The 26108-nt window shown below is 71.2% G+C and carries 21 protein-coding genes and 3 tRNA genes; 9 read left to right on the top strand and 15 right to left on the bottom strand.

What is annotated here, in order from left to right; genetic code table 11:
• The first annotated feature begins 43 nt into the window (after positions 1 to 43).
• Positions 44 to 1243, top strand: a complete 1200-nt coding sequence (locus tag ACOJVX_RS00935) for a thiolase family protein (RefSeq protein ID WP_026417697.1) — start codon at positions 44 to 46, stop codon at positions 1241 to 1243.
• A 64-nt stretch (positions 1244 to 1307) separates the two neighbouring features.
• Here ACOJVX_RS00935 and ACOJVX_RS00930 read toward each other — a convergent pair whose 3' ends face one another.
• The 6 genes from ACOJVX_RS00930 to ACOJVX_RS00905 form a co-directional block, all read right to left on the bottom strand.
• Positions 1308 to 2783 carry a hypothetical protein gene (locus tag ACOJVX_RS00930; RefSeq protein WP_422647169.1) on the bottom strand — a complete coding sequence of 492 codons (1476 nt, stop codon included), beginning with the start codon at positions 2781 to 2783 and terminating at the stop codon, positions 1308 to 1310.
• Between the two features lie 263 nt (positions 2784 to 3046).
• Positions 3047 to 4288, bottom strand: coding sequence for a Cys-Gln thioester bond-forming surface protein (locus ACOJVX_RS00925; RefSeq protein WP_026417699.1), 1242 nt, complete (start codon positions 4286 to 4288; stop codon positions 3047 to 3049).
• A gap of 1105 nt (positions 4289 to 5393) precedes the next feature.
• Positions 5394 to 5466: transfer RNA gene (locus tag ACOJVX_RS00920), tRNA-Arg, on the bottom strand.
• A gap of 37 nt (positions 5467 to 5503) precedes the next feature.
• A tRNA-Ser gene (locus tag ACOJVX_RS00915) sits at positions 5504 to 5594 on the bottom strand.
• A 70-nt stretch (positions 5595 to 5664) separates the two neighbouring features.
• Positions 5665 to 7719: an acetoacetate--CoA ligase gene (locus tag ACOJVX_RS00910; protein ID WP_026417700.1), complete on the bottom strand. Its 2055-nt coding sequence runs from the start codon at positions 7717 to 7719 to the stop codon at positions 5665 to 5667.
• Between the two features lie 106 nt (positions 7720 to 7825).
• A complete protein-coding gene (locus tag ACOJVX_RS00905) occupies positions 7826 to 8479 on the bottom strand; it encodes a dienelactone hydrolase family protein (protein ID WP_030104674.1) in 654 nt (217 codons plus the stop codon).
• A 213-nt stretch (positions 8480 to 8692) separates the two neighbouring features.
• Between ACOJVX_RS00905 and hisC the strand changes: the two genes are divergently transcribed.
• Positions 8693 to 9763, top strand: coding sequence for a histidinol-phosphate transaminase (hisC, locus tag ACOJVX_RS00900; RefSeq protein WP_030104675.1), 1071 nt, complete (start codon positions 8693 to 8695; stop codon positions 9761 to 9763).
• Positions 9764 to 9852: 89 nt separating this feature from the next.
• On the opposite strand, the gene ACOJVX_RS00895 is transcribed toward hisC, so the two are convergent.
• The 5 genes from ACOJVX_RS00895 to ACOJVX_RS00875 form a co-directional block, all read right to left on the bottom strand.
• A complete protein-coding gene (locus ACOJVX_RS00895; protein ID WP_026417703.1) occupies positions 9853 to 10239 on the bottom strand; it encodes a VOC family protein in 387 nt (128 codons plus the stop codon).
• 162 nt (positions 10240 to 10401) lie between these two features.
• Positions 10402 to 10488, bottom strand: a tRNA-Ser gene (locus ACOJVX_RS00890).
• Between the two features lie 34 nt (positions 10489 to 10522).
• Positions 10523 to 10999 carry a MarR family winged helix-turn-helix transcriptional regulator gene (locus ACOJVX_RS00885; RefSeq protein ID WP_051313509.1) on the bottom strand — a complete coding sequence of 159 codons (477 nt, stop codon included), beginning with the start codon at positions 10997 to 10999 and terminating at the stop codon, positions 10523 to 10525.
• A 139-nt stretch (positions 11000 to 11138) separates the two neighbouring features.
• Positions 11139 to 12683 (bottom strand): M28 family peptidase, encoded by a 1545-nt coding sequence (locus ACOJVX_RS00880; RefSeq protein WP_422647168.1) that lies wholly within the window; start codon positions 12681 to 12683, stop codon positions 11139 to 11141.
• Positions 12684 to 12837: 154 nt separating this feature from the next.
• Complete coding sequence (locus ACOJVX_RS00875) at positions 12838 to 13500, bottom strand: GNAT family N-acetyltransferase (RefSeq protein WP_422647167.1); 663 nt, start codon at positions 13498 to 13500, stop codon at positions 12838 to 12840.
• 119 nt (positions 13501 to 13619) lie between these two features.
• Between ACOJVX_RS00875 and ACOJVX_RS00870 the strand changes: the two genes are divergently transcribed.
• Positions 13620 to 14606 carry an NAD(P)H-quinone oxidoreductase gene (locus ACOJVX_RS00870; protein ID WP_418155726.1) on the top strand — a complete coding sequence of 329 codons (987 nt, stop codon included), beginning with the start codon at positions 13620 to 13622 and terminating at the stop codon, positions 14604 to 14606.
• A gap of 48 nt (positions 14607 to 14654) precedes the next feature.
• On the opposite strand, the gene ACOJVX_RS00865 is transcribed toward ACOJVX_RS00870, so the two are convergent.
• Positions 14655 to 15308, bottom strand: coding sequence for a class I SAM-dependent methyltransferase (locus ACOJVX_RS00865; RefSeq protein ID WP_026417708.1), 654 nt, complete (start codon positions 15306 to 15308; stop codon positions 14655 to 14657).
• A gap of 566 nt (positions 15309 to 15874) precedes the next feature.
• Here ACOJVX_RS00865 and ACOJVX_RS00860 point away from each other — a divergent pair.
• From ACOJVX_RS00860 to ACOJVX_RS00840, 5 genes are all read left to right on the top strand, one after another.
• Positions 15875 to 16465: a bacterial proteasome activator family protein gene (locus ACOJVX_RS00860; RefSeq protein ID WP_030104678.1), complete on the top strand. Its 591-nt coding sequence runs from the start codon at positions 15875 to 15877 to the stop codon at positions 16463 to 16465.
• A gap of 181 nt (positions 16466 to 16646) precedes the next feature.
• Positions 16647 to 17510 carry an ABC transporter permease gene (locus tag ACOJVX_RS00855; RefSeq protein ID WP_155886037.1) on the top strand — a complete coding sequence of 288 codons (864 nt, stop codon included), beginning with the start codon at positions 16647 to 16649 and terminating at the stop codon, positions 17508 to 17510.
• A 77-nt stretch (positions 17511 to 17587) separates the two neighbouring features.
• Entirely contained in the window at positions 17588 to 18409 is an 822-nt protein-coding gene (locus ACOJVX_RS00850) for a galactan export ABC transporter ATP-binding subunit Wzt/RfbE (RefSeq protein WP_026417711.1), read from the top strand.
• Positions 18406 to 19335, top strand: a complete 930-nt coding sequence (locus tag ACOJVX_RS00845; protein ID WP_051313511.1) for a galactofuranosyltransferase GlfT1 — start codon at positions 18406 to 18408, stop codon at positions 19333 to 19335. The genes ACOJVX_RS00850 and ACOJVX_RS00845 overlap by 4 nt, the downstream gene beginning before the upstream one ends.
• 181 nt (positions 19336 to 19516) lie before the next feature.
• Entirely contained in the window at positions 19517 to 19768 is a 252-nt protein-coding gene (locus tag ACOJVX_RS00840; protein WP_026417713.1) for a hypothetical protein, read from the top strand.
• A gap of 186 nt (positions 19769 to 19954) precedes the next feature.
• Here the strand turns inward: ACOJVX_RS00840 and ACOJVX_RS00835 are convergent, their stop codons facing one another.
• The 3 genes from ACOJVX_RS00835 to lhgO form a co-directional block, all read right to left on the bottom strand.
• A complete protein-coding gene (locus ACOJVX_RS00835; protein WP_245588700.1) occupies positions 19955 to 21898 on the bottom strand; it encodes a glycosyltransferase in 1944 nt (647 codons plus the stop codon).
• 451 nt (positions 21899 to 22349) lie between these two features.
• A complete protein-coding gene (gene glf, locus ACOJVX_RS00830) occupies positions 22350 to 23537 on the bottom strand; it encodes a UDP-galactopyranose mutase (RefSeq protein WP_026417715.1) in 1188 nt (395 codons plus the stop codon).
• Between the two features lie 56 nt (positions 23538 to 23593).
• A complete protein-coding gene (lhgO, locus tag ACOJVX_RS00825; protein WP_026417716.1) occupies positions 23594 to 24784 on the bottom strand; it encodes an L-2-hydroxyglutarate oxidase in 1191 nt (396 codons plus the stop codon).
• Positions 24785 to 24937: 153 nt separating this feature from the next.
• On the opposite strand from lhgO, the gene ACOJVX_RS00820 reads away from it, so the two are divergent.
• The gene (locus tag ACOJVX_RS00820; RefSeq protein WP_051313513.1) at positions 24938 to 26077 is read left to right on the top strand and encodes a DegT/DnrJ/EryC1/StrS family aminotransferase; all 1140 of its coding nucleotides are present in this window, start codon (positions 24938 to 24940) and stop codon (positions 26075 to 26077) included.
• The last annotated feature ends 31 nt before the right edge of the window (positions 26078 to 26108 follow it).

Raw genomic sequence — 26108 nt, 5'->3', positions numbered from 1 at the left:
TCGGTCCGCATCCCCACCGCCGGTCGTACGGCACGATAGGCGCATGCGCCGCGCACTCATCCTGGACGCCGCCCGCACTCCCTTCGGCCGCTACCGGGGCGGACTGTCCCAGGTCAGGGTGGACGACCTCGCAGCCCTGCCCATCCTGGAGCTCCTGCGCAGGCACGGACCGGACGGGTCCGCGGCCCTGGACCCCGCGACGATCGACGACGTCGTCTACGGCAACACCAACGGGGCCGGGGAGGAGAACCGGGACGTGGCCAGGATGGCCGCCCTCCTGGCCGGCCTGCCGGTGACGGTTCCGGGTGTCACGGTCAACCGGCTCTGCGCCTCGGGCGGTGAGGCCGTGGTCCAGGCCGCCCGCTCCGTCCGCGCGGGTGACGCGGACCTCGTCATCGCCGGCGGGGTCGAGGGGATGAGCCGCGCGCCGTTCGTGATGGCCCGGCCCGACCGCGAACTACCCGACCGCATGGAGGTCGTCTCGACCGCGTTGGGATGGCGGCTGGTGAACCCGAGGATGCCGGAGCAGTGGACGTTGGCGCTGGGCGCGGCCGCCGAGCGGGTGGCGTGGGAACTCGGCATCGACCGGACGCGGTTGGACGAGTTCGCCCTCCGGTCCCACCGCAGGGCGGCGGCGGCCTGGGACGCGGGAGTTCACGAGGGTTTCGCCTTCGCCGTGCGGACGCCGGGTGGGCAGACTGTCCGACGGGACGAGTCGGTGCGCCCGGAGACCAGCGCGGAGAAGCTCGCCGCCCTGCCACCCGCCTTCTCCCCGGACGGGACCGTCACGGCCGGCAACTCCTCTCCCCTCAACGACGGGGCGGTGGCGATGCTGATCGGCACCGAGGTGGCGGCCGGCGAACTGGGTGTCACTCCGCTGGGTGAGGTGGTGGGCAGTGAGGTCGCCGCGGTCGACCCGGCCCGGTTCCCGCTCGGCCCCGTACCCGCGATCCAGCGCCTCCTGAACCGGTTGGACGTCCGCGCGTCCGACGTGTCGTTGTGGGAGATCAACGAGGCCTTCTCCGCCGTCGTGCTGTCCGTGCTCCACGAACTGCCGACCATCGACACCCAGCGGGTCAACGTGCACGGGGGCGCGCTCGCCTACGGGCACCCGCTCGGTGCGTCGATGGCACGCGTGGTCACCGACCTGTGCCGGCACCTCGGCGCACGTGGCGGGGGCATCGGCGTCGCCGCCGCCTGTGTGGGCGTCGGCCAGGGCCTGGCGCTCGCCGTGCGGGTCTGACGCCGGGCCGGACCAGAACTCCCGGACCCGCGACCGGCGGGTCGGCGGGGTCGACCGCGGCCGATCAGCCGTCCCGGTCGGACCGCTCGGGACCGGGTGGCTCGGGCGATCGGAACGGCCTGGTCACGACCGCGTCCTCCGGAGCCGACAGCGCCGAGTACCGCCGCCAGCCGCCCTCGTCGTACCGGGCGGCGACGGCGTCGGGATTCACGGGAACCACCGGCTCCCTCCCCTGCGGGACACCACGGCCCGGGGGCCGGTGGCCGCCCCTGGCCGCCAGCACGACGGCGACCACGATGACGGCGGTGGCCCCGAGGAACAGCCAGCTCGGCCACCCGGTGAGGTCCACCAGCGCCCTCTCGGCGGCGTGGCCGTCAGCGGGCCGGCCCGTGCCGGCACCCGGGGTGGCACCGCCGTCCCGCTGACCACCGTCACCGGCCGTCTCCCCCTCCTCGGGCCCGGGAACGGGCCAGCCGACCTCGTCCACCGGCCCGGCCACCGCGGTCAGGCGCACCCGGTACCCGAGATCGGAGATGGACGCCGTCGCGCCGCACAGGCCGGTGGCGAGTTCGATCCGCAACAGGTGGAGCCCGGCCAAGCCGACCTGTCGGCCGGCCGCACCCGGCGCACCCTCGGCGACGGAGATGGACGCGCCGACCACGCTGGTCCCGGTGAAGGAGTCGACGTCGCGGCCGAGGACGGTGTTCCCCGGGGAGTGCAGGGCAAGGCTGACCCGCGCCGGGCACTCCGGGGACGTGGCCTGCGGGTCACCGCTGAACAGCGCGGTGGCACCGATCCTGCTCCCCGGCTCCACGGGGACGGCGAACCACCGGCTCTCCCCGGGGTGGAGCGTGGCGACCGTGGCCGTGCCGTCGGCGGGCAACGTCGTGGCACCCGACGGTGTCGGTGCCCCTGGCACGCCGATCTCGGGGTAGGGCGGTAACGGCGCGTCCTGCTCGGCGTCGACGCCGAGGCCCAGGGGGAAGGAGACGGCCGGGTACCGGTTCCAGCAGTCGTCGGCCTCGAGGTTCACGACGGCGTACCAGTAGCCGGACCCGTTGGCCGCTTCTCCGAACGGGTCGCCAGCCTCGACAGGCGACGCGCTGGTCACCTCGACCCTCGCCTCCGAGGAGTTGCCGAAGGCGGCGTTCCGGGGCTCGGGTCCGTAGTCGGGCTCGGTGCCGGTCGGGGTCAGCAGCGCGACCCGGAGCCGGGACGAGCAGGCGCCCGGCGGCGGACCGGCGCCGTCCGCCGTCGGACGCAACGCGACGGTGACGGCTGGCCAGGAGCCCGGCGCGGCGGGCAGCGCGTAGAAGCGGGACTCGCCGGGGCGGATGGTGTCCGCGTGTTCGCCGTCGCCCGGCCCCAGCAACGGGGCGTCGACGGGGTTGGCGGCACCGACGGCGATCGGCCCGGTCTCCGGTTCCTCCACCTCCGCCGGACCGAGCGCGGGGAACGGGGACACCGCCACCAGGCCGCCCACCAGCGCGGCCACCACCGAACCCGTCAACACGGCCACCCCCTGGTCTCCGGTGCTCACGTGAAGTGTGGCCCGTCCCTCCCGTGGTGGCGGCCGGCTGGTGGACCGTCGCGTGCGTGACCCCTTGGTCGACGAGCGGGTCGCCACTCACCTCTTCCGACGCCGTGCCCCGGGAAAAGGTTCCGGGGAGGGTCCGACGCACCAGGGCCGGGAACGCCGACGGGGCCACCTCCCGGCTGGGAGGTGGCCCCGTGGTGTGGGAGCGGGAAGAGGCGGCCCCTGTCGGGGACCGGCGGCCCGCCCTGCTCAGGACGCGGTCAGGATCAGACCTCGGCCTGCTTCTTGCGCCGCATCAGGAACAGTGCGGTGGCACCGCCACCGAGGAGCACCGCGCCAAGGCCGAGCGGCAGCCAGATGGACGCACCGGTGTTGGCCAGGTCGTCCTCGTTGTCCGGGCGCTCGGGAGCCGGCGGGGCCGGAGTGGTGGTCTCCGGGGCCTCGGGCACGCTCGGGGTGGTGCTCGGGGCCGGCTCGCTCGGCTGCGGGGTCTCCGGCACGCTCGGCTCCGGGGTCTCGGAGGTGGGCGGAGCGACCGGCCCGCCTACCCAGTCGACGCGGACCGAGGTGTCCAGGTTGGTGGGCTTGCCCTCCGCGACGATCAGCGACTGGGTGCGCTTGCTGTCCCGGGCGTTGCGGCTGGCCCCGCTCCAGTCACCCGACGGGTCACCCACGAAGAGGCGGCCGGTGTTGACGGTGGCGGAGGCGTTCGCGGTGATGGTGGCCTCGCCGGCCTCGGCGCCCTCGGGGACGCTCACGTACAGCTCGGAGATGCTGTCGGTCGGCACGTCACCGGAGATCGGGTTGACCTCCTCGCCGTTCTTGTTGACCAGGGTGACGCCCTCCGGGCCCTGGAGGGCCAGGCCGACGGTCCCGGCGCTCGACTCGACCGTGAACGGGCCGATCAGCTCACCGGCGGCACCGGAGTGGCTCTCCGGGCTCAGCGCCAGCGTGGGGGTCGGCTGCTGGTCGACACCGACGTTGGCCTCACCGGTCAGGTGCCGGTACAGGGCCTGGATGTCGCGGCCGTTGTTGCCCGCCAGCTTCGAGCCGTTGCTGAAGTGCCAGATGGCGGCCTGCGTGCCGGCGACGGCGCGCTCCACGTTCAGGTTCGTGCCGAGCTGCGCGTTCAGCTCGTCAACCGACACCTGGGGGTAGGAGTTCTGCAGGATCCACAGCACCTTGCCGGGCGCGGTGGGGAACGAGGCGTTCTGGTCCGTGGGGTACTGGTCCCACGGCACCTCGTGGTAAGGAGCCTTGTTGGCGGCGGTGACCGTCAGCTCGACGCAGTAGGTGAGCAGCTCGGTGCCGTCCTCGAGGACGAGGGGCAGCAGCACCGTCGGGACCGAGGAGCGGTCCGTCAGGTGGATCCTCTCGCCCTTGACCTCGTTCGTGTTGTCGTAGTGGCCCTTGGTGGACGCGGCGGCCGGCAGTGCGGTGCCGACGAGCAGGGCAGCCGCGCCGAGCAGTGCCGCGCCGGCTCGCGCCAGGCGCAACCCGAGTCTCATGTCTCTCCTCTCTTCCGGACCAGAGGTCCGGGAAACCGCCGACCGGCGGACTGGATCAGGGGTAGACCACGATTTCCCGCCGCCGCGACCCCGGTGCCCCCATCGGCGTGAGTGTTGGGGCGCTCCGGTTCCGGCGGCCCGTTGACGGGCCGACCCGTTTTTCCGGTTCGGCGGACGGCACGACTTTAGCCGACGCGTCAATTCCCGTGCGGCAAGACCCCGCCCGGTTTCCGGAACCGCCCGGTTATTCGTCCCCCTGGGTGAGGCATTGCGGGAAGCGCCGGCTTCGACCCCGCCGAGCTTCCTCCCCGCTGAGCTCGGCCCGCCACGGGACACGCCGGGATGTCGGGAACTCGCTCGCCCAACCTGCCCGTTCTCTGAGCGGGTTGCCTCGTCAGCGGACACACTGGACGTCACCCGTGTCGTACCGGCTCGGAGCGCGTCGCCGCCCTAGGATGCGCGAGCCGACCGAAGGTTGCGTGCCGATACCGAACTGGAAGCATCCGGACCATGAAATGTGGTTTTCCCAGCAGCGCGGCAACGGAAAGTGAAGAACCTGCCGACACATACCCCGCGCACCTGGGACTGAAGTCACCTTTCGGGGTGAGCGAAATTACCCGGCGCTTCCTCGACACCGGATAACTCGCCCAATAGCTGCTAGTCCGGTCGGAGGGCGAATGCGGACCAGCAAGCGGACAGAATTGGCCGAACCGGCGAGCGTTACGCACAAGCCGTAACCGTTACGCAGACTGTTGATCACTTTTTGGTGAACAACAGCGGTCGGGCACGAAGAGCCGCCATTCCGGAAGACCGGTCACGCCCCCGCCAGCCCCTGGGCCAGGAGCGCCACCCGGGGCCACGCGGCCCACCGCCAGAAGAGCCGCGACCGGACGGCCGGGGAGCGCCGGCCCCACCCGCGGCCCTCACCCCCGCGCCGACCCGAGGAACCCGCCACAGCCCGTCGCCCGGGAGCCGCGGGGGCACACCCGGGCCGGCCGGACGTGGGGATCATCACACCGGCCACCGCGACCGGGAGCGCGGCCAGCGGACAGGGGCCGGCCGACAGACGAAACGACCCCCCTGTCGCCAGGGGGGTCGTCCGATGCGCGCCCGAAGGGATTCGAACCCCTAACCTTCTGATCCGTAGTCAGATGCTCTATCCGTTGAGCTACGGGCGCTTGTTCAGTTGTGACCAGCCGTTTCCGGCCGGTGCTGCGGAGGCTCCGGGATTTGAACCCGGGAGGGGGCTTAAACCCCCAACCGCATTAGCAGTGCGGCGCCATAGACCAGACTAGGCGAAGCCTCCCGGGACCTCGTTCGGTCGCTCGCGGCATACATTACACAACCGGGTGGACCGGGGGCAAAACCGGGTCCCCCTAAACCTGTTTCCCCAGCTCAGGACCCTCGTCGACGAAGAAGGCACGCACCACGCCGTCGAGGGCGCCCGGGTTCGCCAGCGCCTCCCGGCTGACCGCCTCGCCCACCGGCACCCCGGCCAGGACGCGCTTGACGGGAACCTCGCACTTCTTGCCGTTCAACGTCCTCGGCACCTCCCCCACCCGGAGGAACCTGTCCGGGACGTGGCGGGGCGACAGCGTCGACCGGAGCAGTGCCCGCGCACGGGCCACCACGGCCTCCTCCTCCGCCCCCGCCGCCAGCACCAGGAAGCACACCAGCTCCCCGTCCGGCCTCGCCGGACCGGCATTGTCGATGACCAGTGAGTCCAGCACCTCGGGAAGGCTCTCCACGACGCGGTAGAACTCCGAGGTCCCCATCCGGACCCCGCCCCGGTTGAGCGTCGAGTCGCTGCGGCCGTGGATCACGGCGGACCCCCGTGGGCTGAGGCGGACCCAGTCGCCGTGCCGCCACACACCGGGGAAGGCCTCGTAGTAGGCCTCCCGCATCCGAGCGCCGTCGGAGTCACCCCAGAAGAAGACCGGCATCGAGGGCATGGGCCGCGTGACCACCAACTCGCCCACCTCGCCGACCACCGGGCGGCCGCTCTCGTCGTAGGCCTCCACCGCGGCTCCCAGCGCCCGGCAGGACAACTCCCCCACCCAGACCGGGACGGTGGGAGCGCTCGTCAGGAAGGCGGTGCAGACGTCGGTGCCACCGGACACGCTCGCGATCTGGACGTCGGCCCCGAGCTGCTCCGCCAGCCAACGGAAACCCTCCTCGCTGAGCGGAGCACCGGTCGAACCGACCGCCCGCACCCGCGACAGGTCGAGCCCGGAGAGGGTGACTCCCCCCTTCTGGCAGGAGTGGACGAACGGCGCGGAGATCCCCAGGTAGGTGACGCGGGTCGAGGCGGCCAACCGCCACAACGCGTCGGGCTCCGGATGTGCCGGGCTACCGTCGTAGAGCACCACCGTGGCCCCCACCAGCAGGCCGGACACCAGGTAGTTCCACATCATCCAGCCGGTGGTGGTGAACCACAGGAACCGGTCACCCGGCCCGAGGTCGGCGTGCAGCGCCAACACCTTCAGGTGCTCCACGACGATGCCGCCGTGCCCGTGCACGATCCCCTTGGGCAGCCCGGTCGTCCCCGAGGAGTACAGGACCCACAGCGGGTGGTCGAAGGGGACCGGCTCGAAGGCCAGCCGCGCGTTCGGGTGCGCTCGGAGCGCCTGGTCCCAGGGCACCGCCCGCACGCCGCCGATCGTGTCGGCCGAACCGATGCCCCCGGGGCTGGCGGTGGCCTCACCGAGGTAGTCGACCAGGACGACGGTCCGCAGGGTGGGGAGCTGGCTCGCGAGCTCCTCGACCTTCCCCCGGATGTCGAACGAACGACCGCCGTACCGGTAGCCGTCGACCGCGAGGAGGACGACCGGCTCGATCTGCCGGAACCGGTCCACCGCCGCCGTCGTGCCGAAGTCCGGGGAGCAGGAGGACCACACGGCGCCGATGCTCGCGGTGGCCAGCAGGGCCACGAGGGCGTGCGGCGCGTTCGGCAGCAGGGCGACCACCCGGTCACCCCGGCCGACCCCCGCCGCCACGAGGAACGCCCGCAGGGCCGCCACCCGGGCGCGGAGCTCGTCGAAGGACCACTCCTCCCCGGCCCCGTCCTCCCGTCGGAACACGACGGCGAGGTCCGAGCCCGGCCGCCCCGCCAGCGCCTGCTCGGCGTAGTTCAGCGTCGCCCCGGGAAACCACCTCGGTTCCGACATGCCCCCACCGGCGAAGGCGGACGCGGGACGCCGGTGGAACCGGACTCCGAGGAAGTCGACCACCGCCGACCAGAAACCGTCGAGGTCCGCCACCGACCACCGCCAGAGCGCCTCGTAGCCGGACGGCCCACTGGGCGGAGCGGAGCCGCCCAACGCCTCGGGACGGCGTTCGCGCACCCAGGTCTCGAACCGCTCCAGCGCGCTGCTCCCCGCCAGAGCGGGTGTCCACAGCACCTCGGGAGTGGCCGCCTCGTTGCCTGCCATACCTCGCTTCCTAGCCCAATCCGAGGCGTTCGCCAAGGGGCCGCTCGGGGGTAGGGGCACCGGGGAGTGACGGGATGGGTACCGCGCCGGGGCTTGGAGGGGGAGGTCAGCGCAGGTGCGCGTCGAACCAGGTCAAGGTGCGCTGCCACGCCTCGGACGCCGCGACCCCGTCCTGGTCGAACCGGTGTTCGGACTCCGGGTAGGTGACCACATTCGCCACGGCGGAGGCGCTGTCCACCGCGTCGCGGAGCCGCACCAGGCCCTGGTCCGACTCGTCGTCACTCCCGTAGAGCGCGAGCCAGGGGCAGCTCAGCTCCGAGACGAGCTCGACGAGGGAGCGGCCGTCGTCCTCGTCGGGAAGGGTGACGGCGTCCGGCGCGACGCTCACGACCGCTCCCAGGCTCCGCTGCGTCGCCACCCGCAGTGCGGCCGTACCCCCGGCGCCGAAACCCAGCAACCCGAGTTGGTCGTCGCGCACCCCCCGGTCGACCAGCCAGACGCAGGCGGCGTCGGTGTCGGCGAGCAGCCGGTCACCCGTGCCGCCGTCGTGACCGCTCCGGTCTTCCCCCAGGTGCGGAGCCGCCACCAGCCACCCCTCCGCGGCCAGACCGACGGCGAGCTCGCGGAGCTGGTCGACGACCCCGCGTCTGCCGTGCAGGAGCACCAGGCCCCCGCGCACGGTGTTCTCGGGTTCCGCGACGGTCACCGTCAACTCCCTGCCGTCCGTGAGCGGAACTGTCTCGGTGCGGGTCTGCGTCATGGCTTCCAGCCAACCACGGCGGAGTGAACCCTCGTCAACACCAGGGTGCGGAGAGCGACAGAACAGGTTTACGCGGCTGGTGCAGTGACAACCGTCTCGTCTCCTGGGCATGATCCAGGGACGACATCGACGGGTACGGGAACCGGGCACTGGCCAGGGCACCCGTTCGAGTAATAGCGTGACACGGTTGGGCTAGCTGCGGAGGATTCGCGGATGACCGTACGGACGAGGGCTGACCTGGCCGACCTCCCGAACTACGTTCCGGGGCGCTCGGTGCCGGGGGCCGTCAAGTTGGCGAGCAACGAGGTCCCCGGCGGGCCCCTCCCCAGCGTGATCGAGGCGATCGCCTCCGCGTCGACACAGGTCAACAGGTACCCGGACAGCGGAGCTTCGCTGCTGGTCGACACGTTGTCCCGCCACCTGGACGTCGAGGCGGACCACCTCGCGATCGGCTGCGGGTCCGTGTCGCTGTGCCAGCAGCTGGTCCAGGCGACCTGCCAGGACGGCGACGAGGTCGTCTTCCCCTGGCGGTCCTTCGAGGCCTACCCGATCATCGTCCAGGTCGTGGGCGCGAGACAGGTACGAGTGCCACTTACGGAGAGTCACCGACTCGATCTCGCCGCCCTCGCCCAGGCGATCACGCCAGCCACCCGGTTGGTGTTCCTCTGCAACCCCAACAACCCGACCGGCACCGCCCTCGGCCGTGAGGAGATCGAGGACTTCCTGGACCGGGTCCCCGAACACGTCCTCGTCGTGCTCGACGAGGCCTACCGGGAGTTCGTCACCGATCCCGGAATACCGGACGGCATCGAGGTGGCGAGGCGACGCTTCGAGGCCGGGCGCGACAACGTGGCCGTGCTCCGGACCTTCTCCAAGGCCTACGGGCTCGCAGGTCTCCGGGTCGGCTACTGCTACGCGACCCCGTCGGTGGCGCAGGCCTTACGGAAGGTCTACCTCCCGTTCAGCGTGAACGCCGTCGCCCAGGCCGCCGCGGTCGCCTCCCTGGAGGCACGGGACGAGCTGCTCGTGCGGTGCGCCGAGATCTCCAGGGAGCGCGAACGGGTCCGCGACGGGCTGCTGGACCTGGGCTACGAGATCCCGCCCAGCCAGGCCAACTTCGTCTGGCTCCCGCTCGGCGAGGACACCGCGGCCTTCACCGAGCACTGCCTGGACCACAAGATCATCGTTCGGGGGTTCCCGGGCGAGGGAGTCAGGGTGACCATCGGCGACCGGGAGGAGAACGACCTCTTCCTGGTCGCGGCGACGAGCTACCTGGAGCACTGACCGCCGGGGCGGACCGGCCGCCGGCACCGCACCAACGGGGTACCGGCGAGTCCGTCGTGGCCCCGCGGCGGCTGGCCCACCCGACGTCCTCAGTCCGCGAGCAGGCAGAACTCGTTGCCCTCCGGGTCCGCGAACACCAGGAGGTCGTCGGCCTCCCGGACGAGGACCGCGCCGAGTCCCAGCAGGCGGTCGCGTTCGGAAGCGAGGTCCTCCGCCCAGAGGTCGAGGTGGACGCGGTTCTTGACGACCTTGGGTTCGGGTACTCGTTGGCAGAAGACGCGGGGGGCGCCCGGTTCCGCCGGTTCCACGAGGACCAGCGGGTCGTCCTCCGGGTCCTCGATCCCCTCCGCCCGCAACCGGGTCAGCTCGGCCTCGTCGTAGGGAGCGACCTCGTACCCGGTCAGCGCTGCGGCCCAGAACCGGGCGAGGGAGGCGGGGTGGCGGCAGTCGAACACGATGTCGCGGAGAAGGGCCACGGGAGGACCTTAGGCGCACGCCCCGGCTGGGCGGGAATGGTTTTCCCGGGCCCACTGGGGAGGGAGCGGTGGCTCACGCGGCGAGGACGTGGGAGGCGGCCAGGGCCAACTCATCCGGGTGGTGGTCCTCCCGGCTCGGGGAAGACCACCCCACCACCGCGGCGGAAGCGGAGGGATTTGAACCCCCGGACCCTGTGACAGGTCTCCCGCTTTCAAGGCGGGTGCATTCGGCCGCTCTGCCACGCTTCCTCGTGCCCCAGCCTAGACGGCGCCTCGCGCCAGATCAGAGCTCCCCACCGAAATGGTCGGTGATCCGGGTGAACACCTTGCCCAGGACGGCCTGCTCCTCCTCGTCGAGGAGGTCGATCAGGTGGGCCCGCACGCCCGCGACGTGTGTCGGCGCGGCACTGCGCAGCAGGTCCATGCCCTGGTCGGTGAGCACCGCGAAGACGCCTCGACCGTCGCTTGGGCACTCCATGCGGCGGACGAGCCCGGCGTTCTCCATCCGGTTGATCTGGTGCGACACCCGGCTCTTCGACGAGGCGACCTCCCCGGCGAGCTGGCTCATCCGCATGCGGCGGTCCGGGCTCTGCGAGAGCCTGACCAGGATCTCGTAGTCGGGAAGCGTGATGTCCCGCGCTTCCTGGAGTTCCCGGTTCAGCTGGTAGGCCAACAGGGAGCTGCCGACGAAGTAGGCCCGCCACGCCCGTTCCTGCTCGCTGCTCAACCACCTGGGCTCGACCCGCGTTCCTGCGTCCACCCACCTAGGTTATTGGCTTCGACAGGGCGAACCGCCGGTTCCGTTCAGGCTCGCGTCGAATACACCCGGTGGTCGTAACAGTGTTGTGCCAGTGTCACTCCACCGGATGGTGAGCCGTCTCCTCCTCCGGAGGGGGAGGTCACCGCGACGCCAGCCGTCCCGTCCTCGGCAGCATCGGAGCGCCGTCCGCCAGCTGACCCGGCTCGGCGGCCTGGCGCCGCGAGCCGGGCTCCCCGTTCACCTCCCGGGTGCTGAGCCCGTAGGCGGTGGCGACGTGGGCCGCCGTGCGGGCGTTGACCAGCAGGGCTCGGCGGTCGACGTTGTCGAGGTCGTCCTCGGGCTGGTGGTAGTGGGGGTCGTAGGCGTCCCCCGCCGTTCCGCCCCACTTCGCGGCCTGCTCCTCCGTCATCTCACCCTCGGCCCCGGTGAATAGCCCACCGGCCGGGATGCCCACCGCCACGAACTCCCGGTAGTCGGACCGGCCGTCGAACGCGGTGCCCTCGGCCTCGATCCCCTGTGCGGCGAGGTGGTCGACGAGTGCCCGCTCGATCTGGGCTGATCCGTGGGGTCCTGGCTCGGAGGAGCCGTCGGAACCGTCCCCGTCGTACACGAAGTAGCCGGGGTTGGGTGAGCCGATCATGTCGAGGTTCAGGTAGAGGGCGATGTCGAGCTGCTGCTCGGCGTCCAGCGACCGGACGTACTGGGTGGAACCGTGCAGCCCCAGCTCCTCCGCTCCCCACCAGGCGAACCGGATCGCGTTGTTCACTTCGGGGGCGGCGCCCAGCCGCAGCGCCGTCTCCAGCAGCGCCGCGCTTCCGGTGCCGTTGTCGCTGATGCCGGCGTACACGGCGTCGAGGTGGGCACCGACGACGACCACGTTGTCGGTGCGCCCGGTGCTGGTCTGGGCGAGGACGTTCCGGCTGGTGTCGACGGTCGCCTCCCCGAGGAGTTCCAGCGTGGCCGGCGTCCCGGCGGCGTCGAACAGGGCGTCCCCGTCGGCAGGGTCGAGGCCGGCCACCGGGATGACGCCGGCGTCGGCGTCTCCCAGGGTGCCGTGCACCGGGCCCTCGGTGTTGTTGACCACGAGCAACGCGGCCGCGCCGGCATCGGCGGCCAACCGTCCCTTCTCGGCGAAGGCGCACTCGCCGCGTCGGGCCACGGCGATCGCTCCGGTGACGTCCACCCCGACGAAGTCGGCCGGATCGCATCCGAGTTCACCCTCGGGTGGTAGCGGTACGAGGGGGCCGTCGAGCCCGCCCGCCGGCGTCGACGGCGAGTAGGTGAACATCTGGACGTCCAGCTCGGCCCCGGAGACGAGCAGCCGTTCGGCGTCGATCGTGAACCGTTCGTACTCGAACTCCGGAGTGGTGACGTCGAACCCAGCCTCCTCCAACCGGGCGACGACGTAGTCGACGCTCGCGTCGTAGCCGGGCTCACCGGCGGCGCGGGTCCCGCCGTGCCGGTCGGAGATGCGCTGGAAGGCGACGAGGTGCCGGTTGAGCCCGGTGAGCTCGATCGCCGAGGCGACCCGCTCGGGGAGATCAGCCCTCGGTGCGCCGGTCGCCCCGCCGGTGACCGGCTCGGTGTCGGCCACCGCGGGCAGGCCCACGACGGCCAGGCTCGCGGCCGCGGCGAGCCCGACGCCAGTCGTGGTGATCCGCCGCCGGGACGAGGACGTGGTCATGGTGCCTCCCAGGGAACGGGCACGGGCGGCTCCGGTCAGCCGGCCCCGCCGAGGGCTGGTGGCGGGTGTGCCGCCGCCCGGCCGCTGGCCACATGTGCGGGGAACCCGTGCCGACGAAGGTACCTCCCCTCGCGCACCCAGGGGATTCGAATCGTCACCCTGGGTGCTCCCAGCCGGTGAAGAAGTCGCGGCAGCGGTCCAGGCCGGCGACCTGGACGCGCCACTCGGGGCGGTGCGCGTCGAAGCCCTCCGCGCTCACGACGAACCGGCGGATCGTGGCGAGCTCACCCCGTCGCTCGACCTCCTGGGTCCCGTCCTCCCGGTACCCGAGGCGACGGCTGACCGCCGCCGAGACGGGGTTGTCCTCGAAGGCCCCGGTCCTGGCCAACCGGGCGCCGAGGTGGTCGAAGGCGAAGGACAGCACGGCGGCCCGTGCCTCGGTGCCCAGTCCACGGCCCTGGTGGCGGATCCCCAGCCAGGACCCGCTGACCACGGTCCGCACCACGGGGAAGTTCGCCGCCGCCAGCTGCTGCACTCCGACCACCGTTCCGTTCAGGCGGACGAGGAAGTTGATGGCCCAGGTGGTGGGGGTGACCTCGGCGCGTTGCCGCCAGTGGAACCGGACCGTGTTGACGCCCAGTTCGTGCGCGGGCACATCGGTCCAGGGCGTGGTGAAGGGCATTCGCTCGGGTGGGTGGATGCCCTGCCGCGCGAGTTCCACCAGTTCCCGCAGTCCCTCGTCGTCGTCCGGCCGGAGTTCGAGCCGGGGAGAGGTGAGGGCGAGGTCGCCCAAGGGCCAGGGGTTCTCTGTCGACATCGCACCATCCTTCCCGAGCCCGCGACCGCCCGGAACTCCTTCGCCGCTCAGCTCGTGATGCTGGACGACGCGCCGCCGTCAGCGCTGACGCGGACCCTCGGTGGCCGTACGGTTCTGTCATGCGAGCGATCACAGTGCGCGAGCCCGGCGGCGCGGAGGTGCTGCGGTGGGCACCGCTACCCGATCCCAGGCCGGCGGAGGGCGAAGTCGTCGTCAACGTGACGGCGAGCGCGGTGAACCGGGCGGACCTCCTGCAACGGCAGGGGAGGTACCGCCCGCCCCGAGGCGCGTCCAACATCCTCGGTCTGGAGTGCTCGGGCACCGTCGCGGCGCTCGGCAGGGGCGTGACCGGCTGGCGGGTCGGGGACGAGGTGTGCGCGCTGCTGGCCGGTGGCGGTTACGCCGAGAAGGTGGCGGTGCCGGCCGAGCAGCTGATGCCGGTGCCGGGGGGAGTCGACCTGGTGACGGCGGCGGGGCTGCCGGAGGTGGCGTGCACCGTGTGGTCCAACCTCGTGGACGTGGCCCGGCTCGCCAAGGGCGAGGTGCTGCTGGTGCACGGTGGGGCGGGCGGGGTCGGGACCTTCGCGATCCAGCTCGGCCGGGCGCTCGGCGCGACGGTCGCGACGACGGCGGGCTCGGAGGAACGGTTGGCCCGCTGCCGTGAGCTCGGGGCCGAGATCCTGGTCAACCACCGCGAACAGGACTTCGTCGAGGAGGTGGCCCGGGCGACGGGCGGCCGGGGCGCGGATGTCGTGCTGGACAACATCGGGGCCAAGTACCTGGGGCGCAACATCGAGGTCCTGGCGGTGGGCGGCCGCCTGGTGGTGATCGGCATGCAGGGCGGGCGCCGAGCCGAGGTGGACCTGTCCGCGCTGCTGGCGAAGCGTGCGAGCGTGTCGGCGACGGCGTTGCGGGGGCGCCCGGTGACCGGCCCGGGAGGCAAGGCCGGCATCGTCGCCGACGTCGTCGCCAGGGTCTGGCCGCTCCTGGCGGATGGCACGATCCGCCCCGTGGTGCACGACCGGATCCCGATGGCCGAGGCCGGACGCGCCCACGAACTGCTCGACGGGGGGACCGTGGTCGGGAAGGTCCTGCTGACGGTCTGAACCGGGCGCCCGCGCCCGCCAGGGCCCGTCAGGGCCCGCCGCCGCGGCTCACACGGTGAGTGTCGCGGCGGCGAGCCCGCTCATCCCGTCGCGGGTGAACCGCAACCCGAACTCGGTCGTCCAGTGCCGGATCACCGCCTGTTCCCCGGCGCGGTCGGCGTCGTCCAGGAGCACCACCGCTCCCGGGGCCAGCGCGTTTCGCACGACGGGCAGCACCGGGTACCGGATCAGCCCGGAGTCCGGTCCCCCGCCGTGGGGACCGTCGACCAGCACCAGGTCGATCAGGCCGTTGCGGTCCACGTACCGCGTCACCATCTCGAAGACCTGCCCCGGTTCGTACCAGGGCAGATCGTCGACCGAGCCGGGATGCGCGGCCAGCGGGGCGTGCACCACCCTCGCCACCTCGGTGAGCCCCTCGCGCCGCAGCTGGGTGGTGACGAAGGCGGCGCGTTCGCCGTCGTCCTCCAGGGAGAGCAACCGTCCGAAGCCCCTCCGGGCGAGGAAGCGGGCGATCACCACCGACGCCCACCCGCAGCCGCACTCCAGGAGGACGCTGCGGTCGCCCAGCACCACCTCGTCCAGCACCCGGACGAGCGCGGCGGCACGCAACGAACCGGCGGGGAAGGGCAGGTACTCGGTCAGCAGCGGCGTGAGCCGCAGCCAGGCGCCGAGCTCGGCGTGGGACCGTTCGCTCTCCTCCACCTCGCCCGGCCCTCCCGCGCGCTGGTGGGGTCGCCACCGCCGTCGCACCCGCCCGCGACCCCATCACCATCCGTGAGCACAGGGTAGCGAAGTGGTTCCGGCGGGGCCCCGGTCTCATCACCCGGCTGACCGGTCGGAGGCGGAGGACGACACGGAGTCAGCGGAACACGGGCCCCTGACCCATCCGGTGGGCGGCGGCGAGGTTGTCCTGGGCTCCGCGACGTCCCACACGAGCTGTTGGAACCTCGAGCACCCTCGCGAGGACCGGGTCGTTCCGGCTCTGACCAGGTCCGCGACGGGGCGGGCCACCGGAGCGCGGGGCGGGGACGGCGGAGGTATCCGCGCGGGAACTCATCCGCCCGCTGGGGCGTCACGAGTACCAGCCAGCGCGAGCGGGAGACGGTTCGCGGAGCCGAGCGACGTCGGAGGCCGCGCCAACGCCGTACGTACGGTGGAGGGCCCGGGGTCCCGGGGTCGTCGTCCGGTCCCGGTCCGGGTACCCGACCCGGAGGATGGCGGGTGGGCCCGGCTCGTCCCGAGCCAGTCGACAGCGCGAGGATGGATCCATGAGTCACGAGACCGACGAGAACTCCGGCGAGTACCAGGACGAGTCCCGCGACCAGCGGGCGACCCCTGGTCGGCAGGTGGTGATCTTCGGCGAGGACGGTGTCCCCATCGGCACCGCGCAGGTGCCGGAGGGAGCCGAGGACGCCGGGGGCGGCGAGGACGTCAACGACCTGGTCGAACAGCCCGCCAAGGTGATGCGCATCGGCACGATGATCAAGCAGCTGTTGGAGGAGGTCCGGGCCGCTCCGCTCGACGAGGCCAGCCGGAACAGGCTTCGGGAGATCCACACCTCCTCGATCAAGGAGTTGGAGCAGGGCCTCGCGCCGGAACTGGTGGAGGAGCTGGAGCGGCTGTCCCTGCCCTTCACCGAGGGGAGGACACCGACGGACGCGGAGCTGCGGATCGCGCAGGCCCAGTTGGTCGGATGGTTGGAAGGGCTCTTCCACGGCATCCAGACGGCGTTGTTCGCCCAGCACATGGCCGTGCAGGCACAGCTCCAGCAGATGCGTCGCGGCGCGTTGCCCCCGGGGACCAAGGTCACCGATCCGGGTGAACAGAGTCCGCTGCGGGGGACCGGCCAGTACCTCTGAGCGTCGTGTCCGCCTCGCGGTGCCGCACCGGGCGGCACCGCGAGGAACACCACGTCGTGGGGGCGGTCACGCCACGTGACACCCTCCCTCACCTGGGGCGGAAGGCTTCACCGCTTACGGTGAGGGCCAGACCGCGAACCAGCGAGTAAGCCGTTCAGGTGCCGCCGGTACGCTGCACTTCGTGCAGGTAAGCAGCACCCTCGATGAGGCGAATCCCACAACCGCGAACTCCTCCCGTACGTGGAGCCGCGCGTTCCAGGACATCGCCCAGGCAGCCAGGCAGCGCAACCTGTGGGGTTACCTGGGTTGGCAGGACATCAAGCAGGGCTATCGCCGTTCGGTGATCGGCCCGCTGTGGATCACGATCAGCACGGGCGTGATGACGCTCGCGCTGGGCATCCTGTTCGGTGGTCTGTTCGGCAACCCGCTCCACGAGTTCCTGCCCTACGTGGCCGTCGGACTGATCTGCTGGACCTTCATCTCGAACTGCATCAACGAGGGCGCGCAGGTCTTCATCGCGAACGAGGGCCTCATCAAGCACCTCCCCGCGCCGGTGACGACGCACGTGTTCCGGCTGGTGTGGCGGCAGACCCTGTTCTTCGCCCACAACCTGCTGATCTACGTCATCATCTTCGCGATCTTCCCGCAGCCGGTGGACCTGTCGCTGCTGCTGGTGGTCCCGGCGCTGGCGCTGCTCGTCGTCAACGCGGGGTGGGCCTCGCTGCTGGTGGGCATCATCAGCACGCGGTTCCGGGACATCCCACCGATCACGGGCAACATCGTCCAGCTGCTCTTCTACCTGACGCCGATCGTCTGGAGCTACGAGACGCTCATCAACAGCGAGAGCGCCGTGGTCCGCGAGCGCGCGGTGCTGGCCCAGCTCAACCCGTTCATGCACTTCATCGAGATGGTCCGGCGCCCGATGCTCGGTCTGGAGACGAACCTGACCAACTGGCTCGTGGTGGGCGCCATCACGGTCGTGGGCTGGGCCGTCGCGCTGCTCATGCTCCGCAACTACCGAGCCAGGGTGTCCTACTGGGTCTAGGCGCACACTGGAGCCAGCTCCCCGTGCCCCGGACACCGCCAACGATTCCACCCCCGCCCCGAGTGAGGCCTTGACACGTGGTCAGCATTGACGTTTGGAACGCATCGGTCGACTTCCCGATCTTCGACGCGAAGTCCCGATCGCTGAAGAAGGCCGTGCTCAACAAGGCGGGCGGCAAGATCGGCACCGACAGCAAGGTGCCGGTCATCGAGGCGTTGCGGGACATCAACATCTCGGTCGCGCACGGCGACCGGGTCGGGTTGGTCGGCCACAACGGCGCCGGCAAGTCGACGCTGCTGCGGTTGCTCTCCGGGATCTACGAGCCGACCAGGGGCCACTCCAGGATCGTCGGCAAGGTGGCCCCGGTCTTCGACCTCGGTGTCGGTCTCGACCCGGAGATGAACGGCATCGAGAACATCATGATCCGGGGTCTGTTCCTGGGGATGACCAGGAAGCAGATGGAGTCACGGGTCGACGAGATCGCCGAGTTCACCGAACTGGGCGACTACCTGTCGATGCCGTTGCGGACCTACTCGACGGGTATGCGGGTTCGGCTGGCGTTGGGTGTGGTCACCTCGATCGACCCGGAGATCCTGCTCCTGGACGAGGGCATCGGCGCCGTCGACGCGTCCTTCCTGGCGAAGGCGAGGGACCGGCTCAACGACCTGGTCAAACGCTCCGGCCTGCTGGTGTTCGCCTCGCACGCGGACGAGATGCTGATGGAGCTGTGCACGAAGGCGATCTGGATGGACAAGGGCCAGGTCCGGATGCAGGGCCCGATCAGGGATGTCCTCACCGCGTACAAGGGGCGGGACCCGTACGAGCACATGAGCCAGGAAGCCATGGAGAGGCTCGGCCACGGCTCGCCCGCCTCCGCTCCCGCGGGTGAGGGCGCGTGAGCACCGCATCCGGACGCCGGGGAGGCGAGGACGTGACCCTGCCCGAGGGCGCCGTGGTGGCCGTGATCGTCACCCGACACCGCCGGGAACTCCTGACCGACTCGCTGAAGGTCATCGCCGCGCAGACGAGGCAGGTCGACCACCTCATCGTGGTGGACAACGGGCCGGACCAGTCGGCGGCCGACGTGGTCGCGGGTTGTCCGATCCCCACGACGTACCTGCTGTCCCAGCGCAATCTCGGCGGGGCCGGCGGTTTCGCCCTGGGCATGTTGCACGCGTTGTCCCTCGGGGCGGAGTGGATCTGGCTGGGTGACGACGACGGCCGCCCGGCCGACGAGAACGCCCTGGAGATCCTCCTCGACGAGGCGGAGCGGCGACGTCTGGCCGTGGTCTCGCCGGTGGTGGTGAACATCGACCGCCCCGAGCTGCTCGCCTTCCCGATGCGGCGGGGGCTGACCTGGAAGCGGGAGCGCGACGAACTGGGTGAGGACTTCCTCCCGGGGATCGCCTCGTTCTTCAACGGCGCCTTGTTCCGCGCCAGCACCCTGGACGTCGTCGGGGTACCGGACTACCGGATGTTCTTCCGGGGCGACGAGGTGGAGATCCACCGCCGGGTGGCACGGTCGGGGCTGCGTTTCGGAACGTCGCTCCGCACCACCTTCGTCCACCCGGACGGATCGGCCGAGTTCAAGCCGATGTTGGGTGGGCGGCTGCACGCCCAGGATCCCGAGGACCCGATCAAGCGGTACTACACCTACCGGAACCGCGGTTACCTGCTCTCCAAGCCGGGGATGCGCAAACTCGGCCTCCTGGAGGTGTTCCGGTTCGGCCTGTACTTCCTCGGTGTCCGGCGGGACCCGAAGGCCTTCGTGAAGTGGCTGAGGCTGGTGCGCCAGGGTCAGCAGGAGCGCTTCTTCCGCGCCTGAGGGCCGCGCGGACGACCGTGTCGGGTGGGTCCGCCCCGGGTTCCCCGAGGACGGGCTCAACCTCACCGTGGGCTTGGCGCGCCGGGGCCGGGTAGGGCCCCGGTTCGGCGGTGGGTGAACACCGGTACGCCGTCGGTGAACCGTCTCGCGAGCGGTGTGGCGACGGGCTTGGATGGTGCTTATGAGCACCGAACAACACGCCCTCACCCTGCACCTGGTCGCGGGTGGCAGCCCGATCGTCCTCGCCGTCGACCACTCGACCTCGGAGAGCCTGTCCGGTGACCTGGAGAGCCTGGTCCGGGACGGTGACACCACGAGCATCGACCTCGCCGACGGCGGGAGGATGGTCGTCGACTTCTCGACGGTGGCCACCGCGCACCTGAGCGAACTGCGCCACAGCGTGGCCGCCTACGGGCAACGAGCCAGGCGCTGAGCGGACCTCCGCCCGCGTTCCGGCGCAGGACTACCGGTGCGCGCCGCGGTGGTCCGGCCGGCGGGAGACCCGGTGCGGGAGCCCGGCGGTCATCCTGGAGGTGAGCACACGACGAACGCCCCCGCCGGATCGCGTTGGTCCGGCGGGGGCGTTCGGTCACCGTTGGCGGGGATCCTCCGGGGGGATTCAGCCGCCGTAGAAGACCTTCTTCCAGGCGTCCTTGCTGGTCAGGGTCGGCATCGCCTTCCGGTACTGCTTGCGGAGCTTCGGGAACTGCCGCAGCAGGGTGATGTTGTTCCGCACCGAGGTCCGCAGCGTCCGCCAGAAGTACTCGCGGTCCCGGCGGCGGAACGTCACGCCTCGGCCGTCCGCGGTCGCCACCGTCGCGCTGTCCAGCCTCGCGAGCAGGAACCACTGGGCGTCCCGACCGGCCAGGTTGAGTTCCGGGCGGTCCCGGTGCTGCGGCTTGACCGGCAACAGGTTCCGCAACAGCACCTCGACCAGCGCCTTGCCGATGCTCAGCGGGTTGGTCGGGGGCCGCATGAAGCGTTCCGCGCGGACCTGGGACATCGACGGCAGCGGCAGGGTCCGCGCGGTGGGCAGCACCCGGCCGTCGTCGAACTGCGCCCGACGCTCCCGCACCTTGCCCAGCGCGGTGGGCAGGGTGTCGAACAGCTCGTCGGGTCCGCGCAGGAAGTCCTCGATGGCCATCTGCTGGAGGGCGACGGCCGAGTACTCCATCCGCAGCAGGTAGCGCAGGGAGCGCTTCTGCATGTCCTTGATCATGGTCGTCGCCCGCCGTTCCGGGTGGTACAGGGCGGCGGTGATCAGGCGGTTGCGGGTGTGGAAGTAGGCCTGCCAGTCGGTGAGGTCGTCCTTCTCGCCCCAGGACATGTGCCAGACGGCGATCCCGGGCACCGTCGCCGTCGGGTACCCGGCGTGGCTGGCGCGCAGCCCGTACTCGGTGTCGTCCCACTTGATGAAGATGGGCAGGGGCAGGCCGATCTCCTCCGCGACCGAACGGGGGATCATGCACATCCACCACGCGTTGTAGTCGACGTCGGTCCGGCGGTGGAAGACCGGGCTCTCCCGGAGGGACTCCTCGGCGAAGTCGTGGTCCTCGACGGAGCCCGGCGCGGGCCGCCACATGAACTTGGCGCGGTCCATGACCTCGCCCATCGAGTGCAGCCGGGACCGCGCCTGGAGGTTGAGCATCTGCCCGCCGACCAGCGTCGGGTGCTCGGTGAAGCGGGAGAACGCGATCGCCCGGAGCACCGAGTCGGTCTCCAGCACGATGTCGTCGTCCATGAACAGGATCTGCTCGCAGTCGGTGGCGGTCAGGGCCTCGTACATGCCCCGCGCGAAACCGCCGCTACCGCCGAGGTTGCCCTGCTCGTACAGGCGCAGCTTGTCGCCGAGCGCGCGCTCCGCCTCGGGGAAGGCCTCCGCCTCGCGGACCTTGTCCTTGCCCTGGTCGGCGACGACGATGGCGGTCACCGCGTCCATCAGCAGCGGGTCCTCGGCGATCGTGCGCAGCGTGGCGACGCAGTCGTCGCGGCGCATCGTGGTGATCCCGATCGACACCGAGGCGCGGCTGGGTGCCGGCGTGGGCGAGAACCAGCCGCCCTGGCTCAGCACGACCTCGTTCTGGTCGGTGGTGATGTCGAACCAGTACCAGCCGCCGTCCTCGAACGGGCCGAGGTCGAAGGACTGGTTGACCTCGCCGCCGTCCCGGACGACGTCACCCCACACGTGGATGCGGGTGCCGTTGGCGCGGGAGCGGTAGACGTCGATGCGGCAACCGCCTTCGACGCGCAGCCGGAGCTCGACGGTCTCCAGGGTGGTCCACCGCCGCCAGTAGCTGGCCGGGAAGGCGTTGAAGTACGTGGCGAAGGAGACCTCGGACTGGGCCGGGATGGTGCCCGACGTCCTGGACAGCGACCGGGTGCGGTGCTGGTTCGTCTCGTCCTCGTCCATGTAGAGGGTCCGCACGTCCAGCGGATCACCGAGGCGCGGGAACAGGATGCGCTGGAGCAGGGCGCCGCTCTGGGGCGCTGGCTGCTCCAGGGTGCCCACCGCCGCCTGTTGGGTGGGTTCCACGGCTTTCTTGGCTGCTGTCTTGGGGGGCATTGGAGAGTCGGTCCTCCGTCGAGTGGCCGTTGGTCGTGTCTTCAGGTTCGCGTCCGGCGGTGGGGAGGGACTGCCGTGACCACCCGGGCCGTGGCCCGCCTCCGGCTGATCGACCGGCGGCGGTGTTCGTCGTCACACTCCGGTCGCGCTGCCCGGTCGGCAACGCGCCCACCCGAACGCTCCGACGGGCTGCCACCCCCGCCGGTCACTCCGGGCGACGGACTCCTCACCCGACACAGTCCCTCGGCCCGACTGACACCTGGCGCTTGACAGAAATCTCACCCGAAACCGGGTTTCCGCTGTCCGGCACCGTCAATTCATGGCTCTCAATATAGCTACCGCCGGGTACCGCGCTCGCTGTGGGCACACCCGACTGGGTGGCAGCGTGTCGCGACGGTACCCGGCGGCGACTCGGGTCGCACCCATTCCAGGGCGGCCCGGACGTTTCCCGTCAGTCCTCCATCGAGCCGTCCAGAGAACGACCGTCGGCGAAGAACGGGGCGATCTTGTTGTCGTACATGCTCAGCGCGGAACCGATCGCCATGTGCATGTCGAGGTATTTGTAGGTGCCGAGCCGGCCGCCGAACAGCACCTTGCGCTCCTTGGCCTCCCGCTTGGCCAATTCCCGGTACTTCTCCAGCTTGGCGCGGTCCTCGGCGGTGTTAATCGGGTAGTACGGCTCGTCGTCGTCCTCGGCGAATCGGGAGTACTCCTTCACCACGACCGTTTTGTCGGTCGGGTAGTCCCGCTCCGGGTGGAAGTGCCGGAATTCGTGGATCCTGGTGTAGGGCACCTCCTCCTCGGCGTAGTTCATCACCGAGGTGCCCTGGAAGTCGCCGACCGGGAGTACTTCCTGGGTGAAGTCGAGGGTCCGCCAGCTGAGGTGCCCCTCCGCGTAACCGAAGTACCGGTCCAGGGCTCCCGTGTAGACGACCGGAACGCCTTCCGGGAGCTGGTCGCGAACGTCGAAGAAGTCGACGTTCAGCCTGACGTCGATGTTCTCGTGCTCCGCCATCTTCTCCAACCACGCGGTGTAGCCGTCGACCGGCAGCCCCTCGTAGGTGTCGTTGAAGTAGCGGTTGTTGAAGTTGTAACGGACGGGCAGCCGGGTGACGGTCGCCCCCGGGAGCTCCTTGGGGTCGGTCTGCCACTGTTTCGCTGTGTAACCGCGGAAGAACGCTTCGTACAGGGGCCGGCCGACGAGGGAGATCGCCTTCTCCTCGAAGTTCCGGGCGGCCGCGGAGTCGATCTCACCGGCCTGCTCGGCCACCAGCGCCCTGGCCTCGTCCGGCGTCATGTACTTGCCGAAGTACTCACAGATCGTCGCCAGGTTGACCGGCATCGGGTAAACGCGGTCCTGGTAGATCGTGAAGACCCGGTGCTGGTAGTCGGTGAAGTCGGTGAACTGGTTGACGTACTCCCAGACCCGCTTGTTGGAGGTGTGGAACAGATGCGCTCCGTAGCGGTGCACCTCGATACCGGTTTCCGGTTCGGCCTCCGAATAGGCGTTTCCGCCGATATGCGGGCGCCGGTCCAGCACCAGCACTCGGCGGCCCAGCTGGCTGGCGGTCCGCTCGGCCACCGTGAGCCCGAAGAAACCGGAGCCAACAACGATCAGGTCATAACCCTCGAAGTCCACGGAAAACGAGGGTACCTGTCACGAGGCGCAACAATGCGGCGGGTGGAGGTTCGCGGTCAATTCAACACGGAGCTCACACGGTCGGCGACGCGGGTGGCGATCTCGAGGGCGCTCGTGGCCGCCGGCGAGGGGGCGTTCAGCACGTGCACCTGCCGGGGCACGAGCTCGATGAGGAAGTCGTCGACCAGCCGTCCGTCCGCCAGCACGGCCTGGGCCCGCACCCCGGCCGGAGCGCGGACGATGTCCGCCGGGCCGATGTCGGGGACCAGGCGGGCCAGGTCCGCCGCGAACCGCGCCCGGGAGAGCGACCGCAGGGTCTCGGTGATCCCGGTCCGGACGTGCCGGCGGGCCAGGCCCCAGGTCCCCGGGAACCGGATCACCTCGACCAGGTCGCGGGCGGAGGCGTCACGCCACCGGTAACCCTCCCTGCGCAGGGCCAGCACCGCGTTCGGGCCGGCGTGGACGGAACCGTCCAGCATCCGGGTCAGGTGCACGCCGAGGAAGGGCAGCTCCGGGTTCGGGACCGGGTACACCAGCCCCGTGACGAGGTGGCGCCGGTCGGGCCGCAACTCGTAGTACTCCCCCCGGAAGGGCAGGATGCGGGCCCTGGGCCGCACACCGGCGAGATCGGCGATCCGGTCGCTGTGCAGGCCGGCGCAGTTCACGAGCGCGTCGGCCCGCACCACGCCGGTCCCGGTGGCCACCTCCACCCGTCCCGGCGCGCGGCGCACGGCCAACGCCTCCGTCCCCAGCCGCAGGTCGGCCTCGTGCCGGGTGAGTTCCTCGACCATCGCCGCGCAGACGCCCGTGAAGTCGACGACGCCGGTCGACTCCACCCGGAGGGCGGCGACGCACCGCACGGCCGGCTCGTGCTCCCTCGCCTCGTCCGGTCCGATCGCCCGCGCCGGCACCCCGTTGGCCTCGGCCCGGGCCGCCAGGTCCCGCAATCGGCCGGTCTCCGCCTCGTCGGTGGCGACGACGAGCTTCCCGCACACCGACACCGGGACGCCGTGCTCCCGGGCGTAGGCGGCCATCGAGGCGTTACCGGCCACGCACATCCTGGCCTTCTCGCTGCCCGGTCGGTAGTAGAGGCCGGCGTGCAGCACCCCGCTGTTGTGGCCGGTCTGGTGGCGGGCCCAGCCGTTCTCCTTCTCCAGGACGGTCACGTGGTGGCCCCGGACTACCCGGAGTTCCCTGGCCACCGCGAGGCCGACCACCCCGCCGCCGATCACGGTCACGTGGGCCATCGCTCATCCCCTCCACCCGGCTGCGCACCCCGGCCGGCCACGGGTCCCCGTCACGTCACCCCGCGACAACCGTGCTGGTCACGGGCTTCCGCTCCCCGGGCCGACCGGCCGCACCCGACTTATACTCGCTTCGGTCGAGGAAAGCGGGGTGCCATGCCCGACAACATCGACGACATCGCCCTCGGTCAGCCGACCGTGGGCGAACCGGAGCTCGCGGCCATCGCCGAGGTCTTCCGGTCCGGCTGGTTGGCCGGGGCGGGACCGGCGTGCGCGCGTTTCGAGGAACGCTTCGCGGCGGTGGCCGGGACCACGCACGCACTGGCCACCTCGAACTGCGGTGCCGCCCTCAACCTGGCGATGCTGGTGCTCGACGTGCGGCCCGGCGACGAGGTGGTGGTGGCGGACTACACGTTCCCGGCCACCGCGCACGCGGTCGCCCAGGCCGGGGCCACCCCGGTGTTCGCCGATGTCCGGCCCGACACCCTCACCCTCGACGCGGCCGCCGCCCTGGCCGCCGTCGGCCCGAGGACGGTAGGCATCGTCGCGGTGGACGTCGCCGGGCAGCCCGCCGACTACGACGCGCTCCGGGCGGTCGCGGACCGGCACGGTCTCTTCCTCGTCGAGGACGCGGCGTGCGCGGCCGGCGCCCGCTACCGGGGTCGGCCGGCCGGCTCACTGGCTGATCTGGCCACCTTCAGCTTCCACGGCCGCAAGGGCATCACCTCGGGCGAGGGGGGCGCGCTGACCAGTGATCGAGGCGACCTCGTCGACCGGGCGAGGACGCTGCACACCTACGGGGTGGCGCCGGCCCTGACCCGGGAGGGGGCTGTGGACCTGCCCATCCCCTCCTTCACCGAACTGGGGCACAACTACCGGCTGTCCGACGTCCAGGCGGCGATCATGGGGGTCCAGCTGGACCGGCTCCCCGCCCTGCTGGACGCGCGCCGGCGCGTCGCCGAGCGCTACCAGGAGCTGCTCAAGGACCTCGACGAGATCACCTTGCCGGTGACCGGTGCCGACCGGGAACACCCGTGGCAGGCGTACCTGGTCACCGTGGATCCGTCGGTCTCCCGCGACCGGCTGGCGTTCGCCCTGCGGTCGGCGGGCGTCCAGACGACGATCGGCACCTACGCCTGCCATCTCCAGCCCGTCTACGGGTCCGACCGGGAGTGCCCGGTGTCCGCGGACCTCTTCCGGCGCCAGCTCGCGCTCCCGATGCACGCGAACCTGACCGACGAGCAGGTGGACCGGGTCGCCTCGGCGGTGCGGGAGGGGATCGCCGGGCTCGGGTGAGAGGTGGCGGGTCAACGGCGGGGCCGCGGGT

The sequence above is a fragment of the Actinoalloteichus caeruleus genome (assembly GCF_049311605.1).
GTDB lineage: Bacteria > Actinomycetota > Actinomycetes > Mycobacteriales > Pseudonocardiaceae > Actinoalloteichus_B > Actinoalloteichus_B caeruleus.
Note: the sequence above shows the minus strand (reverse complement) of the source record. Positions and strands in the feature narration are given on the sequence as shown.